The 23586-nt window shown below is 62.0% G+C and carries 28 protein-coding genes and 1 tRNA gene; 19 read left to right on the top strand and 10 right to left on the bottom strand.

The window, feature by feature from the left end:
• Positions 1–81: 81 nt before the first annotated feature.
• Positions 82–158: transfer RNA gene (locus ACROSR_RS13290), tRNA-Arg, on the top strand.
• Positions 159–160: 2 nt separating this feature from the next.
• Here the strand turns inward: ACROSR_RS13290 and ACROSR_RS13285 are convergent.
• Both ACROSR_RS13285 and ACROSR_RS13280 read right to left on the bottom strand, forming a co-directional pair.
• Positions 161–1264 (bottom strand): tyrosine-type recombinase/integrase, encoded by a 1104-nt coding sequence (locus tag ACROSR_RS13285; protein ID WP_432685819.1) that lies wholly within the window; start codon positions 1262–1264, stop codon positions 161–163.
• Between the two features lie 452 nt (positions 1265–1716).
• Entirely contained in the window at positions 1717–1845 is a 129-nt protein-coding gene (locus tag ACROSR_RS13280; RefSeq protein WP_432685873.1) for an Arc family DNA-binding protein, read from the bottom strand.
• A gap of 105 nt (positions 1846–1950) precedes the next feature.
• On the opposite strand from ACROSR_RS13280, the gene ACROSR_RS13275 reads away from it, so the two are divergent.
• A complete protein-coding gene (locus tag ACROSR_RS13275; RefSeq protein WP_432685817.1) occupies positions 1951–2280 on the top strand; it encodes an Arc family DNA-binding protein in 330 nt (109 codons plus the stop codon).
• A 59-nt stretch (positions 2281–2339) separates the two neighbouring features.
• On the opposite strand, the gene ACROSR_RS13270 is transcribed toward ACROSR_RS13275, so the two are convergent.
• A complete protein-coding gene (locus tag ACROSR_RS13270) occupies positions 2340–2939 on the bottom strand; it encodes a hypothetical protein (RefSeq protein WP_432685815.1) in 600 nt (199 codons plus the stop codon).
• A gap of 200 nt (positions 2940–3139) precedes the next feature.
• Between ACROSR_RS13270 and ACROSR_RS13265 the strand changes: the two genes are divergently transcribed.
• A complete protein-coding gene (locus ACROSR_RS13265; RefSeq protein ID WP_268954212.1) occupies positions 3140–3352 on the top strand; it encodes a helix-turn-helix domain-containing protein in 213 nt (70 codons plus the stop codon).
• 146 nt (positions 3353–3498) lie between these two features.
• Here the strand turns inward: ACROSR_RS13265 and ACROSR_RS13260 are convergent, their stop codons facing one another.
• The 7 genes from ACROSR_RS13260 to ACROSR_RS13230 form a co-directional block, all read right to left on the bottom strand.
• Positions 3499–3912, bottom strand: a complete 414-nt coding sequence (locus ACROSR_RS13260; RefSeq protein WP_432685813.1) for a glycosyltransferase — start codon at positions 3910–3912, stop codon at positions 3499–3501.
• Positions 3909–4526 (bottom strand): acyltransferase, encoded by a 618-nt coding sequence (locus tag ACROSR_RS13255; protein WP_432685811.1) that lies wholly within the window; start codon positions 4524–4526, stop codon positions 3909–3911. Before ACROSR_RS13255 ends, ACROSR_RS13260 begins: the two co-directional genes overlap by 4 nt.
• Positions 4523–5362 carry a glycosyltransferase family 2 protein gene (locus ACROSR_RS13250; protein WP_432685809.1) on the bottom strand — a complete coding sequence of 280 codons (840 nt, stop codon included), beginning with the start codon at positions 5360–5362 and terminating at the stop codon, positions 4523–4525. Before ACROSR_RS13250 ends, ACROSR_RS13255 begins: the two co-directional genes overlap by 4 nt.
• Position 5363: 1 nt before the next feature.
• The gene (locus ACROSR_RS13245; protein WP_432685807.1) at positions 5364–5852 is read right to left on the bottom strand and encodes a hypothetical protein; all 489 of its coding nucleotides are present in this window, start codon (positions 5850–5852) and stop codon (positions 5364–5366) included.
• Entirely contained in the window at positions 5846–7060 is a 1215-nt protein-coding gene (locus ACROSR_RS13240) for a nitric oxide synthase oxygenase (protein ID WP_432685805.1), read from the bottom strand. The genes ACROSR_RS13245 and ACROSR_RS13240 overlap by 7 nt, the downstream gene beginning before the upstream one ends.
• Before the next feature lie 53 nt (positions 7061–7113).
• Positions 7114–8715, bottom strand: coding sequence for a B12-binding domain-containing radical SAM protein (locus ACROSR_RS13235; protein WP_432685803.1), 1602 nt, complete (start codon positions 8713–8715; stop codon positions 7114–7116).
• Positions 8716–8991: 276 nt separating this feature from the next.
• Positions 8992–9198 carry a hypothetical protein gene (locus ACROSR_RS13230; RefSeq protein WP_432685801.1) on the bottom strand — a complete coding sequence of 69 codons (207 nt, stop codon included), beginning with the start codon at positions 9196–9198 and terminating at the stop codon, positions 8992–8994.
• A gap of 246 nt (positions 9199–9444) precedes the next feature.
• On the opposite strand from ACROSR_RS13230, the gene ACROSR_RS13225 reads away from it, so the two are divergent.
• From ACROSR_RS13225 to ACROSR_RS13150, 16 genes are all read left to right on the top strand, one after another.
• Positions 9445–9762 (top strand): hypothetical protein, encoded by a 318-nt coding sequence (locus ACROSR_RS13225; RefSeq protein WP_432685799.1) that lies wholly within the window; start codon positions 9445–9447, stop codon positions 9760–9762.
• Between the two features lie 49 nt (positions 9763–9811).
• Positions 9812–10438 carry a lytic transglycosylase domain-containing protein gene (locus ACROSR_RS13220; RefSeq protein WP_432685797.1) on the top strand — a complete coding sequence of 209 codons (627 nt, stop codon included), beginning with the start codon at positions 9812–9814 and terminating at the stop codon, positions 10436–10438.
• Positions 10438–10728 (top strand): TrbC/VirB2 family type IV secretion system protein, encoded by a 291-nt coding sequence (locus tag ACROSR_RS13215; RefSeq protein ID WP_432685795.1) that lies wholly within the window; start codon positions 10438–10440, stop codon positions 10726–10728. The genes ACROSR_RS13220 and ACROSR_RS13215 overlap by 1 nt, the downstream gene beginning before the upstream one ends.
• A 7-nt stretch (positions 10729–10735) precedes the next feature.
• Positions 10736–11014 (top strand): VirB3 family type IV secretion system protein, encoded by a 279-nt coding sequence (locus ACROSR_RS13210; RefSeq protein WP_432685793.1) that lies wholly within the window; start codon positions 10736–10738, stop codon positions 11012–11014.
• Positions 11004–13364: a VirB4 family type IV secretion/conjugal transfer ATPase gene (locus ACROSR_RS13205; RefSeq protein WP_432685791.1), complete on the top strand. Its 2361-nt coding sequence runs from the start codon at positions 11004–11006 to the stop codon at positions 13362–13364. The genes ACROSR_RS13210 and ACROSR_RS13205 overlap by 11 nt, the downstream gene beginning before the upstream one ends.
• The gene (locus tag ACROSR_RS13200; protein ID WP_268954222.1) at positions 13361–13531 is read left to right on the top strand and encodes a hypothetical protein; all 171 of its coding nucleotides are present in this window, start codon (positions 13361–13363) and stop codon (positions 13529–13531) included. The genes ACROSR_RS13205 and ACROSR_RS13200 overlap by 4 nt, the downstream gene beginning before the upstream one ends.
• Entirely contained in the window at positions 13524–14675 is a 1152-nt protein-coding gene (locus tag ACROSR_RS13195; protein WP_432685789.1) for a lytic transglycosylase domain-containing protein, read from the top strand. The genes ACROSR_RS13200 and ACROSR_RS13195 overlap by 8 nt, the downstream gene beginning before the upstream one ends.
• Positions 14672–15457: a type IV secretion system protein gene (locus ACROSR_RS13190; protein ID WP_432685787.1), complete on the top strand. Its 786-nt coding sequence runs from the start codon at positions 14672–14674 to the stop codon at positions 15455–15457. The genes ACROSR_RS13195 and ACROSR_RS13190 overlap by 4 nt, the downstream gene beginning before the upstream one ends.
• Before the next feature lie 3 nt (positions 15458–15460).
• Positions 15461–16114: a VirB8 family type IV secretion system protein gene (locus ACROSR_RS13185; protein ID WP_432685785.1), complete on the top strand. Its 654-nt coding sequence runs from the start codon at positions 15461–15463 to the stop codon at positions 16112–16114.
• Positions 16115–16822, top strand: a complete 708-nt coding sequence (locus ACROSR_RS13180) for a TrbG/VirB9 family P-type conjugative transfer protein (protein ID WP_432685783.1) — start codon at positions 16115–16117, stop codon at positions 16820–16822.
• The gene (locus ACROSR_RS13175) at positions 16815–18137 is read left to right on the top strand and encodes a TraB/TrbI/VirB10 family type IV secretion system protein (protein ID WP_432685781.1); all 1323 of its coding nucleotides are present in this window, start codon (positions 16815–16817) and stop codon (positions 18135–18137) included. Before ACROSR_RS13180 ends, ACROSR_RS13175 begins: the two co-directional genes overlap by 8 nt.
• A 3-nt stretch (positions 18138–18140) precedes the next feature.
• Positions 18141–19136 (top strand): ATPase, T2SS/T4P/T4SS family, encoded by a 996-nt coding sequence (locus ACROSR_RS13170; RefSeq protein ID WP_432685779.1) that lies wholly within the window; start codon positions 18141–18143, stop codon positions 19134–19136.
• A complete protein-coding gene (gene sp36, locus ACROSR_RS13165) occupies positions 19129–19305 on the top strand; it encodes a Sp36 family protein (protein ID WP_432685777.1) in 177 nt (58 codons plus the stop codon). The genes ACROSR_RS13170 and sp36 overlap by 8 nt, the downstream gene beginning before the upstream one ends.
• A gap of 25 nt (positions 19306–19330) precedes the next feature.
• A complete protein-coding gene (locus ACROSR_RS13160; RefSeq protein WP_432685775.1) occupies positions 19331–20329 on the top strand; it encodes a TrbL/VirB6 family protein in 999 nt (332 codons plus the stop codon).
• Between the two features lie 311 nt (positions 20330–20640).
• Positions 20641–21414 carry a hypothetical protein gene (locus ACROSR_RS13155; protein ID WP_432685774.1) on the top strand — a complete coding sequence of 258 codons (774 nt, stop codon included), beginning with the start codon at positions 20641–20643 and terminating at the stop codon, positions 21412–21414.
• Positions 21415–21759: 345 nt separating this feature from the next.
• Complete coding sequence (locus tag ACROSR_RS13150) at positions 21760–23301, top strand: BCCT family transporter (protein WP_432685772.1); 1542 nt, start codon at positions 21760–21762, stop codon at positions 23299–23301.
• The last annotated feature ends 285 nt before the right edge of the window (positions 23302–23586 follow it).

The raw sequence follows: 23586 nt of genomic DNA, 5'->3' as shown, positions 1-23586 counted from the left end.
GCGGCTGTTGGGCCGGGCATCGTGATATTGGATAAATCGCCACATGACAAACCCTCCGACTCGCGCTATCAAACCGCGCGTGGCCTCGTGGCTCAACTGGATAGAGCAATCCCCTCCTAAGGGATAGGTTGCAGGTTCAAGTCCTGCCGGGGTCGCCAATTCATGATTTTGTACCTTTCTTTTCAGCGTCTTGTGGGTGCGTTTTGCCCAACCCGCCGTGAAGGTTGGACAAGTTTTCGAGCAAATCCAGCGCTGACGACGCTAATGTCATGCGATTTGCTGCGGCAATGTAGCGACGGGCTTCGTGATGTGAGCGATGCCCAAGGAACGCTGCAATCTGTGCTTCCGTAGCACCAGCTTCGGCCAGACGCATAGCGCCGTGCTTGCGCAACCCATGTGTGCGACACTTGGTCGACAAACCTGCTGCTACTACGACATCGGCAAACCAATTGCCAAATCCCTCCGTTGTGTACGGCTTGCCATCTTTGCGCGTTATAAAAACCGTCCTTTGATCATTGATGGTGGCAAGCTCGCGTGTGAGGTCGGGCAGTTTTGCAAGCGGCAACTCAACCTTACCACCCGTCTTTCCTCTGGCATATCTGATAACCCCGCCACGAATATTGAGCGGACCCATTCGAGCGGCGTCCTGCCGGGCCGCCCCCGTGCCGAGCACCAACTCGAAAGCCAACCGTGGCTTAGTACCGCTTGGATGAAACTCGCGAAACTGAGCAATCTCTTCGTGCGTCCATGTATGATAACCTTGTGTTTCGATTTTCCGGCGATCGATCTCACTGGTCGGATGTGGCCCCGAATACCCATGCTGGCGGTTGGCCCACTTGTAGAGCTGAGCGATCTCTTTATGCAGCCGATTGGCAGCCTCTGGGCCTCCCTTGCGATCCATCAATGCCGCGATATGACGTGGCAGCAAATCAGCATAATGGGCAGGACCAATAGTTTCCCGGATCCAGTCAAGACGCCTTCGTTTTGCATAGCGAGTGGCTTTTGAAAGGTCCCCGAATGCTCGGCTTCCCAGGTAATCTTCGACGAGAAATGCAATTGTACGTCTGTCGGTTCTTGACTGCTGTTCTCGTGGTTCGGCAATTGCCACTTCGTAAAGAGCTCGAAACTCATCTGACCCGAAGACGGCATCTATGTAACAATCAATCTTACGTCCTTTGATCGTTCTACGCAGACGCCACCGGGATTTTCCATGGCGGTCGGTAGCTTTGGTGACGCCTGGAAATTTTGACTTACGTCTGGTCATGCGCAACCCCTAACATTTGATCAATATCCGGGCCGCTTGCCTTTGCCGGTGATTGGCCCTCGCGATAGACGGTTATCTCACCAGTCGCGTGATTGACTGTATATGCGCCAACAGCGAACCCAGCATCGACCGCCCCGCGTAGGGTGCGGCTGATTTCGGTCAGTGTTACCTTTGCGGGACGATTGGCCATCATACACTCCCGGCTCGGGAGCCTGAATCGCCGGTACGCCGACGCTTCGGAACGTAAGGCCATGATCGACGCCATGCGCGCAGGATTTCTTGCACAAGACGTTTACAATGCAAATTAAGAAATTCGACAAAGACGGTGGACAGGTACTGGATCAGCGCAGAAAATTCTTGCCACTGGCAGATAGTTTTGACCGATTCCGAGATGCGGCATCCGGTCGTCGTTTCGTCTGTTTCCCTAAATTCCATCAATTTGTGCCGCGCCTTCATTCTGCGCTGTCTGCCCGTTTCTTGGCAGCCAACAAAGCTCGAACGACCTCGGAGTTTTGCGAGCTATAGTTACGCTGAGCCTCTTCCTTGACCCAGTCTTTGAGCTCCTTTGGCAGCCGGAGCATCAGCGGTTCGCGACAGTGCATCAATTCACCTCCTGTGTAGGCTTGACTTATACATGGCGAGCCGCCAGCATTGCGTCAAGAACAAATTCATGGCTAGGAGCCAGTATGGCTGAATATCCTTCATCAACCCAGGACAAGTACATCATCCGCATGCCTGACGGCTTGCGGGATCGGATCCGGGAAAAAGCGGACGCGAACCGCCGGAGCATGAACGCCGAGATCGTCGCCTTGCTGGAAGAGCACTATCCGCCGCAAACTCCGGAGACCGTTCAAGAACCAGCCGCGCGGATCCTGCTTTGGCTCGCCAGGCGTATAAGGCGCCAGAACCCCAAACCCGGCTCGGCGCGCGACCGTCGGGCGCAGCTTTATGAGACGGTCGCCTCCGATATCGTCACGCGCGCGGATGCCATCGCCCGCAGCGCGAAGGAGCGCTAGCGAGGTTGACGCAGCCACCGAGCGTGAACCGTCACTGATACCTTGCAACTGCCGCGCCATCAGTAACTCACCCACTCGAAGCCATGGTTGCCTTCGTGGTCCTCCCACTCAACACCAACGCCGCGGCGCCAGCTGGTCCATGAGCATTGTCGCGATGGCAGCACCCAAGTCGGCGCTGCTGCAGGCGTTGTAGACTGCCAGTCGAAGTCGCCCTGGGTCCCGTATGTCCCGAGGCGCATCGTGAATCTCTCTTCGCAATCGTCCTCGCGGCCACGTTCACGATGGCTGTAGTGCCGCACATCCCAAACCCGGATCGAGCGCACGAAGTCGAATTCCCGGCCGCTGATGTCTATGTCTGCGCCACCTTCCACCACCTGGGCCAAGATGATTTGACCAACCGCTTGGCCGCGCTGGTGGCTGGCTTCCCAGATTCTGGGAGCCATGCTTTGCACCGGCGCATGCCCTGCCACCCCCATCGGACAACGCCAGATCTGCAAGGGCGGCTCGATCGGCCAGGGTGTGATGCGGCGGATGAACACCGCTCGAGCGTGAGAACATTCTGCTGACGCGGGCCACCCACCAGCTAGGCAAAGCAGAATGGCGCAGTCAACTTGGTAGGCTTTCGCCGCCTGGGGAGCCACACTGGAAAGAACGGCCATCGCGACCCCAACACACCATTTCCTGATGAGTACACACCACATAGCATTAAGCACCTTTTGATTACATTGCTATAATTCTGATATCCTATGCCTATCACGGCCTGATACACCATATGCGGGCATAGACTTTTTGATACTCGCGCGCGTTTTGTGGAATATATTCCGTAGAGCGATCCTCATGATTTGGCCGAAGACAGGCCATGAAACTGAGGGAACAAGTAGGGCTAAATATCCGGAATCTAAGAAGTTCCAAGGGTATGAGCCAAGAACAACTAGCTTTAGCTGCTGACATTGATCGCAGCTATGTTAGCGAAATCGAACTCGCCAGATTTTCGGCATCAGTCGATCTTCTAGAGAAGATCGCGCGTGCCCTCGATGTCGCTCCGAAGGAATTGTTTAACGAGAGGGGCTAGTTATGCCCGGATTTGAGAATGTTCGCTCAATCGCCGAAGCCATTGGCCGCGTTAAGTGTATCAACACAGGCGTTGAAATCGGTCTGCTCTACCGATGGGACAACGGCGAGACCCAGGCAGCATTATACGATGGCTGCGATCCTACATCACCGAACCGCCCCGATCATCCGTCTGAACCGGACAATGGAGGAAACCGCAGCTAAGGGCTGGAGCGCACTTTGACCGATGCTGCGCTCGGGTCGGAAGGCAGCTAAGCGCAGATAGCGAGCTTTGCAAAGTTGCGGACTGTGGTCGCCCTTCGTAACTTGGTTGCATGCCCGAGCGAAACCGAGATTGTGTTGCAACGCGATTAACTGCACCTGTGGCCACGTCTGCGCCAATGCCTTTGCGCTCCCGTCGCTTGAAGCGTTGTCCACTACGATGACTTCCAGCACGGGGCCTTTCTGGTCAAGAACGGCCCCGACGGCCCTTAAGGTCAAAGTAGAGGTGTTGTAGCTGACAATGATTACGCTCAATTCAGGGCTTGTTTCGTATTCAAAATGGTCGAGCGTCCCTGTCATCGCGTTTCAGCGCCTCGCGTTCCAATGACATGGGCGGGCACACCTGCAACGATTTGATCCATACCCACATCGCGCGTGACCACAGCCCCCGCCGCAATTACAGCACCGTCTCCGACATGCACACCGGCGAGAATAATCGCTCCGCCGCCGATCCAAACGTCAGCGCCAATCACGACATCGGCGGCATCCATGCGCTGTGCGTGAACCGGCGCACCATCGTGGAAACGATAATTTGCAGCCGTGACGAGCACGTTCGGCCCAAGGATCGTATCGTCTCCAACGAAGATGCGTGCGTGTTCCGGCCCGGCCCAAAGGCGCGTATTCTCTCCCACGAGGACGCGCTCACCCAGACTTATCCGATGACCATATGCAAAGGTTGCAGTCGGACTGATCCGGGTTTCCACGCCGATCGTCATGGCGCGGCGCGGTTGCACATTGGCGTAGTTGTAGTAGTTAACCAATTTCAACAAGTGTGCCCATGCGCGCGGATCAATCGTGGCACCGACAAGGCGCAGGACTCGTTGAACGCGCGTACGCTTGTGTCTCGAATACTCGATGCGAAACCTTGAACCAGCGTGATCCGGTAGCGTGTCTTGCTCTTTGTCCCAGCTCATGACCAGCCACGTCGGTCGGGCCGCCAGTCAGACGCCGCGGGCTTGCGGGCCAGAGGCGCGAGGAGCCGCGCGGCGGCAAAGGCCCAGGCTCCGAGTGCGTCAGCGGGCGTCAACATCTGCCGCAAGAGCGCGTTTCGTTGGCCCGGGGCCTTTGGGGCATTCAGGCCCATCGCGCGCAGTTCTGCCTCGCCCTGCAACCAACGTGCGCGCATGCGTACCCACCCGAGAAAATTTGCAGGCGGGCGCGTGCTGGCGGTTACCTGTGGCACCATCAAGCGTCGATGCGGCGCAATCCTTGCAGCCATGAAGCCGTCGTCGCCCATTATGTCCGGCCAGCGCCGCCAATTGGTGCGCCCGGCCTTCGACACGCCGACGGCTCCCAAGAATGCCGTTTGTTGTGCGAAGGGCAACGTGTCCCATGTTCGTGCCATTGCGGCAGAGAGGGCCGATACGCCATGTGCGGTATGAATACGGCGTGCCGCGACGAGATCGGCCTGCCCGTCCAGAAGTGGCCGGAGCAACGCATTCAGCCCACCCTTCGAAAGGGTAACATCAGCGTCGAGGTAAAGCCGCGGAAACAGCCCCTCCAAGGCGTCGTCTCCGGCTTGGAGGGCGGCAGTCTTTCCCGGCCTTGGCAGAACGATGATGACGGTATCCGGCCCGGCCAGAGCCCGAATCACATTTGCGCTGTCGTCGCAGCAGTCGTTGCAGACCCAGACTGGTCGTGCCGGCAGTCCTTTGGTTTCCGTCAGAAGCGCCGGGACTGTCTCCCGTAACGCGGCAGCTTCGTTGCGGACGGGAATCACAATACCAAAAGGTGGCAAGCGTGCGGGCATGCTATTCCTTCGGGTTCGTGAACAGGAAGACTGCGCCCGTCGCCCAGACCAGTGCAGAGGCCAGCGATGACAGACTGGCAATGTCTGGTGACAAGCGCAGATCGAGTAGCATCATCACTGCCCCGAGTCCGAGAAACACGCCCTTTGTCGAAACCATCCAGCGTGACCCCAGTAGTGTGACAGGACGGTGTGCCGGTAACCAGGTTTCCCATTTACCGTGCGCCTCATCCGGGTTGATTTCCTGTAAAAATTCTTTGATCTGCGCGGTGCGGACGCCGTGATGACACCATTGCAGCACCGCGGCGAGCACCACGCATTGAAATACGAGACCCAGCACAGAAGCCGCATCGGGCTGTAACGCCGCGCCGGCGGCCAACGCGGCGAATATCACTGGAAGCCCCTGCAAAAGCATGTTCTGCAACAGGATGCGCAGCTTCAGCTCCTGTCGTAAGGACTGGATTTCAATATCAATGCCGCTGTTTTCTACCATGCCATCCTCTTCCAGATTTTCCAGCGACGCGTCACCCGGTCGGCCCAGATGGCAGGGCGTCTGCGATAACGGTCTCCATACCAGGGCATCAGACGCAACCCGTCCGTCCCGCGGTCTCGATAGAAGTTCGGCACGGGATGAAAGTTTCGCATCTTCAGGTGGAAGACGTCGCAACCCGCCGCAGCCTGGGGTGGGACAATCCAGCGCCAGTCCGCCGCGACGCGCCGTCCCCGCGCTTGTTCGCGTTGGTGAAAGGTCATGAACTGTTCGGAGGCCCGGTGATGATCCACAATGGTCGCCTTCGCGCTCTGGAAGGAATGCAGGACCGCGCGATTGAGTTCGGTCAAGGTCTCATCGCACCAGAAAGGTGTAGTAGTGTCAATCGCAAGTGCTCGGGCAATCTGTGGCAGAAGGTTGTAGCGTTGCACATCCGCGAAGTTTCGAGAGGCGATCTCGGTGCACATGTAGAAGCCATTGAAGGGGGCGCAGGGGTAGTCGACACCCCCGATGGTCAGTATCATATCGCTGACCAAGGGCACCGCGTACCAGCGGAGCCCGAGCATGGAGAGCCCTGCCCTGACGGGATGCTCGATGTCGATTTCGCGGATGTAATCACTTGGCGGTTCTATCATGACCCGCCGGTCCTTCGTATCGCGCACGAAGTAGGGCAGCAGATCGAAAGGTCCCGGTTCGTCATCCGGGTGCCACCCCATGGATCGCGCCAGTCGCGTCGCCTCGGCGTTTTGTCGATCGCCTATGACCGTGCCATCGGGAAGGTGGTGACAGGCGTATCGCACGATTTGCGAACTCTCGATCCAAGGCGGCAGATCAGTTCCTACGACAGGTGCAAAAACCGTGATGAGGGATCGGATTCCTCCGCCGGAATCGGCCTCTCGCAGGTGGTCCGACATACGCGCCGCAATGGCGTGCGGGTCTGTAATCTCGCGACAATCGGCGACTTCGAGGCTTTCCCATGGCAATCTGCCGATGCATCGACCGGTATTGCGCCAGGCGAGCCGCGCACCGAAGGCGAGCTCTTCCGGATTGTGGTCGTAATGCCCCCGTTTCCGCAAGTCGCGCCGCACCTCGGCCCAACGCCGTTGGCGCAAGGCGCGACCATGACCGGCAGCATCATGGTAGGCATCGAGGAATGCGCGGGCTTCCTCGTATATCTCAAGCGCCGAAAGACGTCTGACACGGCGCGCCAAGGCGCTGCCGGTCGTGGCATCCGCACGCCCGAACATGGCTTTGATCTTGCGTCTCACATCAGACCATCGAACTGACGTGCCGAATCCGAAAGGGCTTGCCGGTTTATCTGATGCACTACCGCAAGCGCACGGGCCTTCGCGCGGCGGTAGGCGCGGTCAGGTGGCGAGCGGTATCGATATTCAGAGCGAGCGCGCTCGTTCCTGTCCTCTCGAATTTCCAAGGGCAGCCGGTCTTCACCGGCCTTGTCCTGCATGGCTTCCCAGATCGGTGTGCCCGTGTGCAAGGTGAAATCGTTGAAATGCACACGCCCGAGAAACTCGGCATGGGCTTCGAGAAAGTCCGCGGTTGCTTCCATGTCGGCGGCGGTTTCCCCCGGAAACCCCTTGAACATGGTACAACGGACCGACAAGCCCACGGCGTGTGCGTCGCGTATGAAACGCGAATTGCCCTCCACCGAAGATCCCTTCCGCATAGCGTCGAGCAAGCGTTGGCTGCCGCTTTCAAGCCCGAAGGAAATGCGCCGCATGCCGCCTTCAGCTGCGGCCTCGAGGTCTGCGCGAGACAAGCCGTTGTCTTGGCGTTGATCAACGTGAACCGTCCCTATCCATTCGGCACCCCGCACATACCGACCAATGTCCCGGCCGATGCCCCGCAGCATCTCCGGCCACGAGTTGAGCTTGAGATCCAGAAAAAGGAAGTTCGTGGTGTCATGTCGTCGGGCCTGTTCCTCGAGTTCCAGAAGCACGTTCTCGACACTGCGGGTGCGAAATGTGCGCCCCGATGCGGAGATCACATCCGAGCAGAAGAGACACTTGTCCCACTGACAACCCCGCCCCGTCATGACCGGAATGATCCGTACGGGATAGCGATCCCATGGGAAATCAGTGAAGTCAGGCACGGGCGACCGGTCAAGCTGCCGTAGCGGGGCCGCGGGAGCGGATGCTTTCCCGTCAGGCAGTTTTACCCCTTTGAATTGAAGAATATCATCGCCCTCGTGCAGCGCTTTCACGATGTCAGGCAGATCGCGATCAACCTCTGCGCCGACGATCGCGGACAGTCCCGGCAGATCTTTCCAAGCGGTGGCAACGTCGGGAAGATTGAACATCGGGCCGCCCAGTACGACCGGCACACCGCGCGCCTCTGCCATGCGCCCGATCTGGCCAACCGTTGCACGGTGCTGCAAATAGGCCGAAAGAAGCACCGCGTCGGGTTTGCGGTCAAGAGCGCGTCTTGCCTCGCGCAGTACGGTGGAATGTGGACGTTCGATATGATGTTCACGCAGACGACGGGCAAGATCCCGCATTGCGAGCACGGGGGTCCAGTCGGTCAGGTGTATGCGGCGCAGAACGTGATCTCCGATCCACTCGCGCCGTTCACGCATCGTCGCGGGCGCATCGAAGGCCAGCGGGCATAAAACCTCCACGCCATGTCCGCGATCCCGCAAAGACGCGGTCAGAAGACCTATGGCAAGCGTCGGAAAGCTGGCGAAGTTGTTCAGGTCCACGATCAGGATATTCAAACTATTCGCGGCGTGGCCCTCCACAGTGCCTTTTTCCTGGTGCGCTTTGGGTCTTGCAATTTCGACAGTTCTGGCGGGCTTTAACTCTCGGCTCTGACGGGTCAAAATTCGTTGCACCTCCACAATAAGATACATTAACTTTTGCAGATATAGGTAAGCATACTTCGTGTTGCCGTGTAAACTTGGTTCATTGGCAGGCTGTGGTGTTGAAACGCTGCGCAAAACCAATCCCGAGGGATGTGCCCAACACTGGGCCATATTGATGGTGTTTACCCCCTCATATTGCACGCCACCGCTGCATGCCGCAGGGCGTAGCCAAGGCGGTCGGGCAGTAGGACTTCCGGCAGCTAAGGGCTGACAGCCGTCATCTGAGCGTTTCCATCAGGAACGGTTTGCGAACTGGGGGCGCCCTCACTCCTGTGCGAGCAACTCGATCATCTGCGCGTAGGCTTGCGTCAGCTGCTGCACCTCGTCGAACACCGCGCGCCGTTCGCGCTCAAGACAGCGGAAGTAGGCCTGTGCATCGTTGAAGTAGATCTCGAAGTCCTGGCGGAGCAGATCGGCATAGGCGCGGATATCGGCCGGCTCAGCGGGCAGGAAGGGCGGTGAGGGGGCCATGCAGCCTTGCGCAAATCTCGCCGTGCCCGATGCCATCACCAAAATCGCCACGCCCCACATTCGCATTGCTATCATCCTGACTTGGATTCCAAAGGTTGCTGCAGTATTTTTTCATTAACGCATAACGACTGTATTGGCTCTCAATATACGTATTGATTGCATTATTATAATCTTGTAGTGATCTGGCAGTCCATGGGGGACAACCGGATCTCTGCCAACGTGCGAAGGCCCGGATCAATGAACTGGATGCAAGACGCCCCGAATGTTGTCAGTGAAGACGGATTGCGCAAACTGCTTGCCGAGGGTCACTCGGCGGATGTGCTGTGCCGGGTCACCCCGCAACGCACGACGGCGCAATGGTCGGGGGTGTGGACGGTGCATTGCGTCTCGCCCGATAGCGAAGAGCGCCGCCTGCTGGTTACGGCGCGCAACACCATGGCGGCGCGCGAGTTCAAGACCATCAACGGACTCACGAGTTTCCTGGCCAGCCTCGGGTTCGAGGTCGTCTCCATCCCCATGGTGGAAGGCAAGGTCGGCGCGCACCGCCTCGCGCAAGCCGAGTAGCACCCGCACGGCCCTCGCCTGCCTCGCGGCACTGGTCTCCTCCCCAGCCATGGGCGAGGGCTTCGTTCTTGCCATGGCGGCCGATGGCCGGTTGGCAGCACAGGCGCCTCAGGCGGGATTTGCGCAGAGCTATGTCGCCGGGCGCCCCGCTCGCGCATCGGGACTGGTGGTGTTTGGCGGCGAGGACGACACGGCCGCCGCGCCTGAGCGCAGGCCCACGCCAAGCACGGAACGTGCCGCCGCGCAACCGCGCCCCGAGATCCTGACAGCGCTTCAGGACACGGCCACACGCTATGGTGGCCATCCGGCGTTGCGCAAGGCCGGGCTCTCGGTCTCCGACTGGCTCGCGCTGTTTCAGGCCAATATCGAAGTCGAGAGCGCGTATCGGCCCGGCGCGCTGAGCTCAGTCGGGGCGATCGGGCTCGGGCAGCTGATGCCCGGCACCGCCGCAGATCTTGGGGTCGATCCCCTTGACGTGACGCAGAACCTCGACGGCTCTGCGCGCTACCTGCTGATGATGATTGCCCGTTTCGGCAGGCCCGACCTGGCGCTGGCCGCCTATAACGCAGGGCCCGAGGCGGTCGCGCGCCATGGCGGCATTCCTCCCTACACCGAGACCCAAAATCATGTCCGCCGCGTCATGGCGGTGCGTGACCGACTGAACGGAGCCTCCTGATGCCCACTCAATTCCGACTGTTCCTGGGCCTGGCGCTGGCCTGCCTCATGATTGCCGAGCCCGCGCTGGCCCAAAGCATCGACCTTTCCCCGGTGCAGAACCTGCTGCAGGGCATTGTCGATACGATCACCGGCCCGCTTGGCATCGTGATCGGCACGCTGGCGCTCATCGGCGTGTTCCTGTCCTGGCTGTTCGGAATCCTGGACTTCCGCCAAGCGCTCTGGGTGCTGGTCGCCATCGCGGGTATCGCCGCGGCGCCCACCATCGTGACGGCCATCTGGGGCGCGTGAGGTCGGTATGGCAGAGCAGACCCGGCTCTTTCTCGGCCTCATCCGCCCGCCCAAGCTCATCGGCCTGCCGATCATATATGCGATGGTCTGGCTCTTCGGCTTCGTGCTTGTCTTTCTCTGGGTACAAAGTTGGCCCGTCGTGATCCTGGCGGGCCTCGCCTACCCTGCGCTCTGGAAAGCCGCCGATTGGGACCCAGCGTTTCTGGAAGTGGTGATGACATCGCTTCAGGAGACACCCCCCACCGCCAACCGTGCCATCCATGGGGGCGACAGCTATGCGCCCTGAGCCGGCCGAGCCCTTGACCGGCCTGCCCGCCTGGGCCGGGCGCGAACGGCCCATGGCGGCCATGCTACCCTATGTCAGCCTCGTCGGTGACGTGACCATCCGTACGCGCGGCAATGCGCTTTTCCAGTGCATCCGACTGGAAGGCATCAACAGCATGACGCGCGACGACGCACATCTCGAGAAGACCCGCGCGCGGCTCGCCGCAATCATCGCGCAGATCGGGCCGGAGTACGGGTTCTATGTCCATAAGGTCTCCAAAGCGATCGCGACCGATCTGCCGGAGATGCCCGGAGACGGATTTGCGCACGAAGTCGATGCGCGTTGGCGCGCCGGTCTCGCCAAGGCCGGGCTGCGCGACAAGACCTTGACGCTGACAGTGATGAAGCGGCCCCCCGCTGACACCCGGCTGCCCCTGCGCCGCGCGGCCTCGCTTAAGCAGATCAAGGCCGAGACGGCCACGCAGCTGCGCAAGCTGGACGAAGTGGTGGGCTTTCTGATGTCGTCCTTTGCCGAGATGCGCCCGCGCCTGCTCGGGGCTGAGAGCGGCGAGCTTTTGGGATTTCTGGGCGGGCTGAACATCGGCGCCGAGCGCCCGCTTTATCCAAAGTCGCGCTTCGGCATTGTCGCTGAAGATGTCGCCAATACCCGCGTCACCTTCCAGGGTCGGACCTTTGTTCTGGATGACGGCACGCCCGGCCGCCGCGTCGGCACCAGCTTTGCCATCAAGACCTACCCGGCCAAGACCCGCTGCACCATGTTCGACGAACTGAGCCTGCCCATCGACATGGTGGTCACCCATTCCTTCACGCCCATCAACAACAACATCATGGCCAGCCGCATCAAGCGTCAGCAGCGGTTGATGAAGGCCAGCGACGACGGGGCGATCTCGCTCACGGAAGAACTGGTCGACGCCCTCGATGACCTGGAATCCAAGCGCCTGAGCTTCGGCGATCATCACATGACCGTCACCGTCTTTGCCGACGACGAAGACAAGCTCGATGCGATTGCCGCCGAGATCCGCAACATCGCGGCCAGTGAAGGCGTTACGCTGGTCAGCGAGGCCTTCGCGGCACGCGCGCATTATTTCGCGCAAGTGCCGGGCAATGGCCAGATGCGCAGCCGCAAGGCCGCCATCACCAATGTCAATTTCGCGGACCTGGCAGCGCTGCATCGCAGCCCTCTGGGCAAGACAGGCAATCAGGTCCCTTGGGGCAAACCGATCACGCTCTTTCCGACCCCGGAGCGCTCGGGCTATCTCTTCAACTACCACGAGACCGGCAGCCCCGACAGCGAGCCCACCGGCGGGCATACCCTGATCCTTGGCCGCCCCGGCTCGGGCAAATCGGTGCTCTCGGCTTTCCTAATGACACAGGCGCGCCGCTGCGGGGCCCGGGTCTTCGTCTTCGACTACCGCATGGGCATGGAGATGGCCGTGCGCGCCGGTGGCGGGCGCTACGCCACCATCAAGGCCGGCGAGGCCACCGGGCTCAACCCGCTGCGCACCGAGATCGACCGGCGCGGACAGGCCTGGCTGTCTGATTGGCTCGCCACCCTCCTGCACCGCCCGGACAAGCCGCTCAGCCCCGTGCAGATCAACCGGATCCAGGACGTGGTACGCCAGAACGCGACCGCCTCGGACCCAGACTTGCGCAACTGGCAGGACCTTGCCTCGCTTTTCGTGGCCGGCGCCGATGAGGGCGATCTTTTCGAGCGCATCCAGGAATGGACCGCCGAGGGGCGCTATGGCTGGATTTTCGGGCAAAGCGGCGAGGACACGTTTTCCCTGGCCGGGGATATGGTCGGCTTCGATCTCACCGGCATTCTCGACAGCGAGAGCGAGAAGGAACGCATGGCCGTCCTCTCCTATCTCTTTCGCCGCATCGAGCGCGTGATCGAAGACCGCCAGCCCACGCTCATCATCATCGACGAAGCCTGGAAGGCGCTCGACAATGCGTATTTCGCGGACCGGCTGTCGAACTGGCTCGTCACGGCGCGCAAGCAAAACGCCGTCGTTGTCATGATGACGCAATACGCCAGCCAGCTCGAGAAGACCCGCACCGGCAAGACCATCGTCGAGGCCGTGCCCACACAGCTGCTGCTGCCCAATATCCGCGCTGCGGCCAGCGATTACGCCATGCTGGGCCTCACCGAGAAAGAGCTCGAGGTGCTGCTCGGCACCACCAGCACGTCCCGCTTGGCGCTGGTGCGCGATGATCAGGGCTCGGTCGTCATCGATGCCGATCTGAGCGCGCTCGGCCCCTACCTCACCATCCTCGGCGGCATGGAGAAGGGCGAAGCCCTCGTGGGCGCCGATTACCGCGACCGTCCGGACTTCTGGAGAGTGACATGATCCACAGAGTGACCCGCCGCCTCATCCTGATCGGCCTCGGCCTGACCTTGTCGGCCTGCGCACAATACCAACCCTCCGAGGCGGAGTGCTTCAACAATTTCGCGGAAGTGACACGCAGCAATTGCAGCTTCGATCTGCTCAGCCCCATGGCGCCCGTCGATGGCTAGGCCCCACGCGTCCTTTCTGGGCCTGGTGCTCGCCCTCGGTCCGGCCGTCACGGCCGCGGCGCAGGGCGTGCCGACCTTCGATCTGGGCCAGTTTCTCCAACGCGAGCAGATCCTGAGCCAAGGGGACCGGGACATTGCCCTGCAGCGCGACCGGCTCAGCCGGGACGAAGAGCTGGCCGCTCTCGAGGCAGACCAGCTGGCCGCCCTCGATGATCTGCTTGAGGCCACGACGCTTGGCACCGGCACCACCGGGGCCACCATCGCGCGCCTTGAAGCGGGCCGCTCGGACGAGACCGCCGCCACCGCGCTCTATGGCCCGACCGATCCCAACCCGGCCGCGCCGCAGATGTTCGGTGATGCCGCCGGCACCATCGAAGAGCTGATCATTCGCGCGGCCCAGGAGACGCAAAGCATGGCCGGCGTGCGCGCTGCCGGCCTCTCGGTCCGGCAATGGCGCTGTCTCATCCAGGCGATGATCTGGCAGGAAAGCAGGTTTTCCATAGGGGCGCGCTCGCCCGTCGGCGCCTTTGGCCTCACCCAGATCATGCCGGGCACGGCGCAGGACCTCGGGATTTACCCGGCCTACTACGAGGACCCCTACATCCAGGTCACCGGTGGCGCGCGCTATCTCGCGCAGATGTTGGCCATGTTCGATGGCAATATCATCCACGCCCTGGCCGCCTACAACGCCGGGCCGGGCAATGTGCAGCGCTATGGCGGCGTGCCGCCCTTTGAAGAGACGCAGCACTACGTCCAGGTCATTCCCGCACGCTACAACCTCTACCTTGCCCGCGTGGGCGGCGTGGACGCGCGCGGCACGATCGATCCCGTCCTGCTGGCCAATGCCTCAATGAGCCTCACGGCCCATGGGGCCGGTCTCTACGGCGATTATTCCCTGGTCTCAGTGCAGGCCGCCGCCGCGCGCATCCAGGACATCATCACCCGCATCGCAGAGACGGAGGATATCCATGCCGCCATGTCCCTCAACACATATGCCCGCGCCGAGTTGGTCCGGCTCATGGCCATTCGCACGCGCCTCAAGGCCGCCGGGACCCGACCGCTCAGTGCCGAAGCGCTGGCCATTGCCGCCGCCCAGGCCCGCGAACAGGCGTTCTTGCACTTTGATCTGGAGGTTCTGCCATGAGGCACCCGGTAATTCGGCTTTTGTCCACGATATCGACCTGCGCCCTGCTGGCGGTGCCCCCCGCGCTTTCCCAAGGCGTGCCCACGGTCGACACCCGCAACATCGCCCAGGAAATCCGCCAGCTGCAGCAAATGCTGGAGGATTTCGGGATCCAGTCCAATCAGCTCGACGCGGCCCTGGAACAGATCGATCTCGTACAAGATCAGCTCGACACGCTGAACGAGACCTATGCCGCGCTCACCGGGGCCACCGATATCATCGAGATGGCCATGGGCGGCGACCTCGACGGGCTGCTCGATCAGGAGTTCAGCGATCTGATGGACGTGATCAACCAGATCCAGACCGGGGATTTCTCCGGGCTCATCGGCGATGCCGGCCCCGAGATGGAGGGCCGCATGACCGACGCGCTGGAAGAGGCCGGCTTCGATCAGGACACGCTCTCCACCATGTCGACCAGCGGCAATCCGGGCGCCGAGCGCACCGCCGGCCAGGCCAGCACCGGCGCGGTGATGTCGGCGGCCGCGCAGAACAGCTACGCCGAGGCCGCGCAGTCGCTGGAACGCGTCGACCAGCTGGTCGATCTCATCCCGGACATGGAGACCCTCAAGGAAGCGGTTGATCACAACACCCGTGTCACCGCCGAGCTCGCCATCGCCATGACGCGCATGTGGGAGCTCGAAGCCGTCCAGACCGTGGGCGCAGGCCAAGCCGGGGTCGCCGATGCAGCCACCCTCGCCGAAGAGCGCCGGTATATGGATTTCACCCTGCCGGATTTGCGGTGACCGATGGCCGAGGACCGCGAGATCATCGAAGAAGAACTGGTCTATGGCGCGCGCCGCCGTGAGCTCTTCTGGCAAAAGCTCGGGGTTACGGGTTTGGGCTTTGGCGCCCTGGGCTGCCTGGCGGCGGCCCTTGTCGCCATCCTCGATACCGACCCCGCCCCCCTCATTGTGCCCTTCGACAGCGAGACCGGCATGGCGCTGCCCAATGCCGTGGTGGAAGCCGTCACCCTCACCGAGCGCCCGGCCATCATCGAGGCCCAGATCTATCGCTATGTCACCGACCGTGAGGCCTACAACCAGCTCGACAACGATCTGCGCGTCGAGCGCGTGCTTTCACAATCCGATGGCGCTGCCGCCACAAGCCTGCGCGCGCTCTGGACCAGCGGGCATGAGGACTATCCGCCGCAAAACTACGGTGAAGACGCCCGACTCGAGGTCGAGATCCTCTCGATCACGCTGATCAGCGCCAACCGCGCGCAAGTACGCCTGCGCAAACGTCTGAGCGCGCCGCGCGGCAGCCAGACCGGGCTTTTCACCGCCACGTTGATGTTTGCGTTTCGCCCCGAAGAGCGCCGCGCGATCGATGATGTCTGGCAAAATCCGTTCGGCTTCACCGTCACCGAATACGCGATCCGCTCGGATCGACTGGAGGAGTAGATGCGCGCGGTTCAACGCTCCGGCGCGGTAATCGCCGCACTCAGCCTGCTTCTGGCCAGCGCAGCCCTTGCCGAGGTCCAGCCGCGCCGCGGCACGCATGACGCCCGTGTGCGCCTCGCCACATTCCAGGACGGACAGGTCTACCAGATCCGCACCAGCCTGACCCATGTCACCAGCATCGAGTTCGGCCCCGGCGAGACCATCCGCTCGATCATCGCGGGCGACACCGAAGGCTTCCTGCTCGACGGTGTTCCCGGTGGTCAGGCCTTCGCCATCAAGCCCGTGGTCTCCGGCGCCCATACCAATATCACCGTCTACACCAACCGCCGGAGCTATTATTTCAACGTCACCGAAGCATCGTCCCCCACCTTCTACGTGATCCGGTTTCGCTATCCCGAGGCCGCGCGCGATGAACGCCGCGCCATCGCACGCCAGCCGGACAACCATGCCTATGGCGTCAGCGCCCGCTCCGAGATCACGCCAATGGAGATCTGGGATGACGGGACCTTCACGTATTTCCGCTTCGAGGCTGGCGCGCCCGTGCCCGCAATCTTCCGCTGGTCGGCAGGCCGGGAGCGCAGCGTCAATGCTATGGCGCAAGACGACGGCGTGATCCGCGTGTCCGGCGTGACGGCACGGTGGGTCCTGCGCCTCGGCGACGCGGAGGTCTGTATCCAGGATATGCGCGACGGGGGCAGCGATGACTGAAACGGCCGAGCTGCGCAAACGCCTCGAGGCCTTGGAAGGCAGCGGATCAACCGGCGGCGGCCGCAAGCGTCCGTCGCTTCTGATCCTTGTTGCGGGGATCGCGGGCGCTACGGCCTTGATTGCCGTGGTGGCGCTCATCTCCGGCGGATCGGAACCCGAGCCCCTGGAGACCGCCGCGCCGGCCGAGTTTCAGGATGGCGGGCCGGGGTTTGGCGCGCTGGAGCCGCGCAGACCCGCCGAACCGGACCCAGCCCCTGCGCCGCCAGCCACGCCCGATCCCGAGACCGAGGCCCTGCGCGCGCAGCTCGACGAGATGCGCACGGAACTGGAGGCCCTGCGCAATGCGCCTGCCCCGGAGGCCCCGGCGCCGGATACGGCCGCGCTGGAGGCTTTGAACGCAGAGATTGCGGCGATGCGGAGCGAGGCGGCTGAGGCAGAGACCGCCCTGCGCGCCGAGCTCGATGAGCGCGCGCGGCAAATCCAGCGCCTGCAAACCGATCTGGAGCTGGCCCGCCTCGAGACACCCGCCACGCCCGGCGCGACAGGACCCTCCGACGAAGAGCGGCGCCTGGCTGAGCTCGAGCAGCGCCGCGCGGAAGCGCGCGCCATCCGCGAGGCGCGCATCGCCAGCCCCATCATCGCCTTCGGATCCTCGGGCAGTGCCAGCGATGAAAGCCCCGCAGACCAGCGTCGCCTCGACGGAGAGACCGATTTTGTTCGCAACGGCGCACAGCCCGCGACCGTCACACAGGCCTTCGCAATCGTGAACCCCGCCAACACCGTGGTCCAGGGCACCATGATCCAGGCGGTTCTGGAAACGGCGATTGACAGTCAACTCGCCGGCCCGGTTCGGGCCATGATCTCCGAAGATGTCCATGCCTATGACGGCAGCCGCGTGCTCATCCCCCGCGGGTCGCGCCTTATCGGGCGCTATCAATCCGGCGTCGATATTGCGCAGCAACGCATCACCATCGCCTGGGATCGGATCATCCTGCCCGACAATCAGACCGTCGAGATCAGCGCCTTCGGCGGCGATGAGCTGGGCCGATCCGGGACCACCGGTTTTGTCGACAGCCGCTTTGGCACCCGCTTCGGCTCGGCCGCGCTCATCTCCCTGATCGGAACGCTGCCCTCCGTGGCGGCCGAGTCGACCGAGGACGCCCGCGCCGCCGATGCGCTCGAAGGCAGCGCCGAGAGCCTGCAGGACAGCACCCAAAGCGTCATCGGCGAATATCTCTCCGTCGCGCCCGTCATCCATGTCGACCAGGGCGCGCGCGTCACCGTCATGGTCGATCGCGACCTGGAGATATTCTGAGCCATGGCCGCCAGCTATCTGCAAAGCTCGCTCGACAAGCTGCCGGACGCCCGCGATCCCAAACTGATCGAGCTGAGCATCAATCCCGACGGCACGGTCTGGGGCGAGATCCAGGGGAACCATTTCATGCGCAAGCGTGACACAAGGCTCACGCCCCATGAGGCCCACGATCTGGGCACCCAGATCGCCTCGGCGGCCAACACCACCCTCAGCCGCGCCAAACCCATCGTCTCGGTCAGCATCACCTATCGCGACCGCCCGATCCGGGCACAGGTGATCCAACCGCCCGCCGTCGAAGGCGGTTTTGCCATCTCGCTGCGCTTTTTCGCCGATCTGCCCCTGGACCAGATCCAGCTTGCCTACCTCTTTGGCTCCGAGCGCAGCGCAGAGGCCGCGCGCCGCGCGCGCAATGCCGAGCTGCGCGCCGTCGTCGCCACCGGCGATATCGAAGCCGCCATCGCCTTCTGCGTCCACCACAAGCTCAACATGATTGTCTCCGGCGGCACCTCCACTGGCAAGACTGTCACCGCCCGCAAGATCCTCTCCTTCGTGCCCGATGCCGAGCGCATCGTCACTATCGAGGATGCGGCCGAGCTGCGGCCCGGCCAGCCCAATACCGTGACGCTCATGGCCGACCGCGAGGCGCCTGAGCGCAGTGCGGATCAGCTGCTCACCGCGACCCTGCGCATGCGACCCGACCGGATCGTTCTGGGCGAGGTTCGCGGGCCCGAGGCCATGACATTCCTCGAGGCGATCAACACCGGACATGGCGGCTCACTCACAACGCTACACGCCGAGACCCCGCAATTGGCCATCCAGCGCCTGGCCATCGCGGCTCTCAAGACCAACCTGCCGATGACCTACCAGGACATGATCCATTACATCACCGGCTCGATCGACGTGATCGTCCAGGCCGGCCGGCTCAGCGGGGCTCGTGGCATCACCGAGTTCTACCTGCCGGACACCGAAACACAGACCAGGGAGACCACAGATGTTTGAGTATCTGACACGCCAGATCAATACCGGCCGCGCCAAGCCAGAGGCCTATGCCGAGGCGCTGAATGCCCTTGGCCGCGAAGGCTGGGAGCTTGTCGCCGTCACCCCCGATTTTAACGGTGAGCATATTCTCACCGCCTTCCTCAAGCGCCCGCTCAAGGCAGCGGACTGAGGCCGCCGGGCCAAGGAGCAGTCTCATGGGCGTCGTCACCTGGATGGTCGAGACCACCGACAGCTACCTCGACGGGGCGGCCGAGACGACCTTTGGCACTGTCGCCAGTCAGGTGGGCGGGATCATCGCGGTCGGCTCAACCCTGGCCGTCATCGGCGTCTTCGTGAACATGGCGCTGCAGGTGCGCTCCATGGACGGGCGCACCGCCTTCTGGTTCGCCATCAAGCTCACGCTGATCACCCTTTTCGCGCTCAACTGGGTGCAGTTCAACGTGGTGGCCAGCGCGCTCATCGACGGGCTCGACCAACTCGCCGGGGGCATGATCGCCGGCCTGGGCGGCGGCGGCGCGGGATCCGCCTATTTTGCCGCCGCCTTCGATGATCTCATCGGAGAGTTCGGCAGCTACCTCAATGCCGCCGGGGACAACATGCACTGGATGGCCGGGGCGCTCATTGGCGCCATCGGCGCGTTCCTCCTCGGCGTCATTGGCGCGCTGTGTGGGCTGGTGTTGATCTTTGCCAAGATCATGCTGACCTTCATGATCGGCATCGCTCCCATCATGATCGCGCTCTCGCTCTTCGAGATCACCAAGGACTACTTCCTGCGCTGGCTCTCCAGCACCGCCTCCTACGCGCTCTACCCACTGGTCATCGCCGGCGTCTTCTCGACCGTCGTGGGAATGTCGCAGTCGCTCCTGGCCGAACTCGGCGATCCCGAGGGCGCCAGCAATATCGGCGCCCTCATCCCGTTTTTCATGATGATGTTCCTTGCCGGCGGCATGATCCTTGCCACGCCGCTCATCGTCCGCGCGATTTCCGGCAACTTCATGATGGCGGCCCCGCCAAACATGCCCGGTGTCGGCGGTTTTGCGAAGGGACTGGCTGGCACCAAAGGGTCCCGCGCAAGGGCGCGGTTCGGGTCACGCTCGACAGGCGAGCTTGCAGGCGCTGGCCTCCGGCAGGCGGGAAGTGCGGCAGGCACCGCGGTGCAAAGGGTCGCCGAAAGGGCGAAACGGTTGGAGTGAGGGTGAGGGGCGAACTCACACAATGGGCAACGGCGAAGTACCTGGCTCGGGCAGAGACGGAGCTGGTAGCTGATATTTTGGACGGTCCCGCGAGGAGGGAGGTGTCTATACAAAGCTGCAGATCAAGGCTGCTGAAAGCCGCATGTAGCTATCAGGTCGTGCAATAATCCCGACCGTTCCTGTCTACCTGCAGACAACGCCCCACAAAGCAAGACTTAGTCCCTTTGTTCTGTTAGGGAGATAGAATTGCCATGGTGAACAACACCTCCGGCGATGTTGCATAAGCATATTACTTTCAAGGAGTTCCCACCATGCAGGTTGCCCGTATTTCACCAACCCTTTGGGCATTACTTTCGAGCCTCGCCGCAGCCCTCATTGCGCAGCCAGCCGTGGCACAGGACATGCGCACCATGACGGTACTTGGCTCCATCGAAGGGATGGCGGATGGCACCGAGCGTGCCTGGTCGACCATTGCGGGCGAGATCAACGGCAGTACGATGTCGTCAGCCGCATGGCGTCCTTGGTCGATGCCGGACGTGATGGGAGGTGCGCTTGACGGCATGAGCGATGAGCAGCGCGCGCAGATGCAAGAGCGCATGGAGATGATGTCCGAGATGCTGGGCGATGGCGCGGAAAATCCCCTTGCCCAGATGTTTGGAGGCGATGGCGAGGAACAGGTCCAGTTGCGGATCACGGGCGTCGATCCTGACTCGGACCGTATCCTGGTACGCGGCGGCCTGACCATCGAATTGCCGCCGTTTTCGGCTGACGCGGTCGACAAACTTTTGACCGGCCAAAATGAGGCTGAGATATCCTATCACAAGAATTTTGGCGAAGATGAAGAAATGGGGTTCTATGCGTCGTCGCATGATGTGGGCACCGCGGCCACTGTTGTCTTTGACCGACTTGAAATCGTCGAAGGTGGTGGGTTCGCCGCAGGCTCGTTCGAGGGCAATCTCTGTCCAATCCGGGCCTTGATGGGCGGTGACCCCGACCCTGAAGTTTGCATCTTGGTCGCAGGTCAATTCGAAACAGAGCTGGGTGAGGAAGAGCCGGACATGCCAGTGACTCCGAGCTCCAACTGATGAGAGCGGCCTATTGCGGGCCCTCGTCGTCAGGTTGGACGTCGCAACGCAGCATCACTGGACCGCCCATTCATGCAGGATGCAGCATTTAGATCAGGTCCGGGACAGCCATGCGGGGCGACATGACCCTGTTCCGCGGACGCGGGACCATCGCTGCGCCTTTTGCAGGACAGACACTATTCTGGCATAGAACAGGCAGGTTCCGGGGCCGGGCCGCCGCTGATAGGCTCCGGGAAAAGACCACGATGCGCAGATTGCACCGAAACCCATTATCGGGCCAACGGGCCGTGGAGAGGTTCTGATCGCAGGATACTCCCTGTTGGATCCGGAAAGGCAAAACGAACGTTGAAACATCTCATCAAGGATTTCCGCGAGACGATGAATCCACCGGTCTTCCTGGGGTCAGCCGGGTTGATCGTGCTTTTCGTGCTTTATGGTGTCTTCTTCAGTGGTCAGGCGGAGACGCAGTTCTCACGCGCGCAGGGCTGGCTCATCGACAGCTTTGGCTGGTTCTATGTGCTCGCGGCCAGTGGCATGCTTGGCTTCGTCATATGGCTGGGCCTGAGCCGCTTCGGCGAGATCCGGCTGGGCGGCGACAGCGCCAAACCCGAATTCGGGCGCTTGACCTGGTTCACAATGTTGATGGCCGCGGGCATGGGGATCGGGCTGGTGTTTTTCGGCGTGGCCGAGCCGATCCTGCACTACACCTCACCGCTGGACGCGGAACCGCGCAGCGAAGAAGCCGTACGCGAGGCGCTGTTCCACAGCTACTTCCACTGGGGGCTGCACCCCTGGGCCATCTATATCTGCATGGCGCTGCCGCTGGCCTATTTCCACTTTCGTCACGACCTGCCGCTGGCGCCCCGGTCGCTGCTCTATCCGCTGATCGGCGAACGCATACACGGCTGGATCGGCCATATCGTGGACATCATCGCGACTGTCGGCACGCTTTTTGGCGTTGGCACATCGCTGGGGCTTGGCGCGATGCAGATCAATGCCGGGCTGGGCGCTCTGACCGGGCTGGGCATGTCGCTGCCGGTGCAACTGGTGATCATTGCGGTCATTACCGGCGTCGCCACGGTCTCGGTGGTCAGCGGCTTGCACGTCGGCATTCGCCGATTGAGCGAGTTCAACATTGGTGTCGGTGCCGTCCTTCTGGCCTTTGTTCTGGTGGCCGGACCGACGATCCATATCCTCGAGACCTTCACGGCCGGAATCGGCACCTATCTCTCGGACATCGTCGAAGCGAGCTTTCGCGTCGGGCCCGCCTCCGATCCCGACTGGCAGGCTGACTGGACGCTGTTCTACTGGGTCTGGTGGATATCGTGGTCGCCCTTCGTGGGCATATTCGCAGCGCGGATCTCGCGCGGGCGCACCATCCGCGAGATGATCGCTGGCATGCTGCTGGCGCCGACACTGCTGGGGTTCTTTTGGTTCGCGGCTTTCGGCGGCACGGCCCTTTCGCTGGAATCGGCAGGCGTCGGCCGTATCGCCGAGATGTCGATGGAGGACGAGGCGCTGTCGCTCTACGCAATGCTCGCGGAAATGCCCCTGTTCATGGTGACCTCGGCACTGGCAACACTGGCCATTGTCGTGTTCTTCATCACGTCGTCGGATTCCGGATCTCTGGTGGACGTCATGGTCACCTCGGGCGGGCACCCGAACCCGCCTGCCCCCTACCGTGTCTTCTGGTGTGTCACCGAAGGCGTCGTGGCGATGAGCCTTTTGTCTGCCGGCGGGCTGATTGCCATGCGCACCGCCTCGCTCACCTCCGCGCTGCCTTTGACAGTCTTCCTGCTCGTGGCCTGTATCGGGCTGGTCCGCGCGCTGCGGATTGATGCCAAAATGTCAGGGCCACCACATCGCGCGGAGATCGCCCCGGATTGACCCAGAAAGCGATTTGCCCGTTCGGCTTCCACACACGTGGTGCAGCATGATCTCCGATCAGCGTCCCGACCATCACTTGGAGGCATTGTTGATGAACACGCGGAAAATCCCTGCGCGCAGTCGAGAAAGTCGGGCCAACCGGTTCTCGAGACCTCGTTTTGGGCGGCGTCGGTCGAACAACACTTGTTGTTTTCGGCCCAGAGCTGTCGCTCGTTCCGGCGAAGACATGCTGCGACGCGGCTAGGCAAAGTTGCCGTTCGCGAGCAATCGACCTCTTACCAACTT

The organism is Roseovarius tibetensis (assembly GCF_050896375.1).
GTDB lineage: Bacteria > Pseudomonadota > Alphaproteobacteria > Rhodobacterales > Rhodobacteraceae > Roseovarius > Roseovarius tibetensis.
This window is presented reverse-complemented; position numbering and strand designations above follow the sequence as displayed.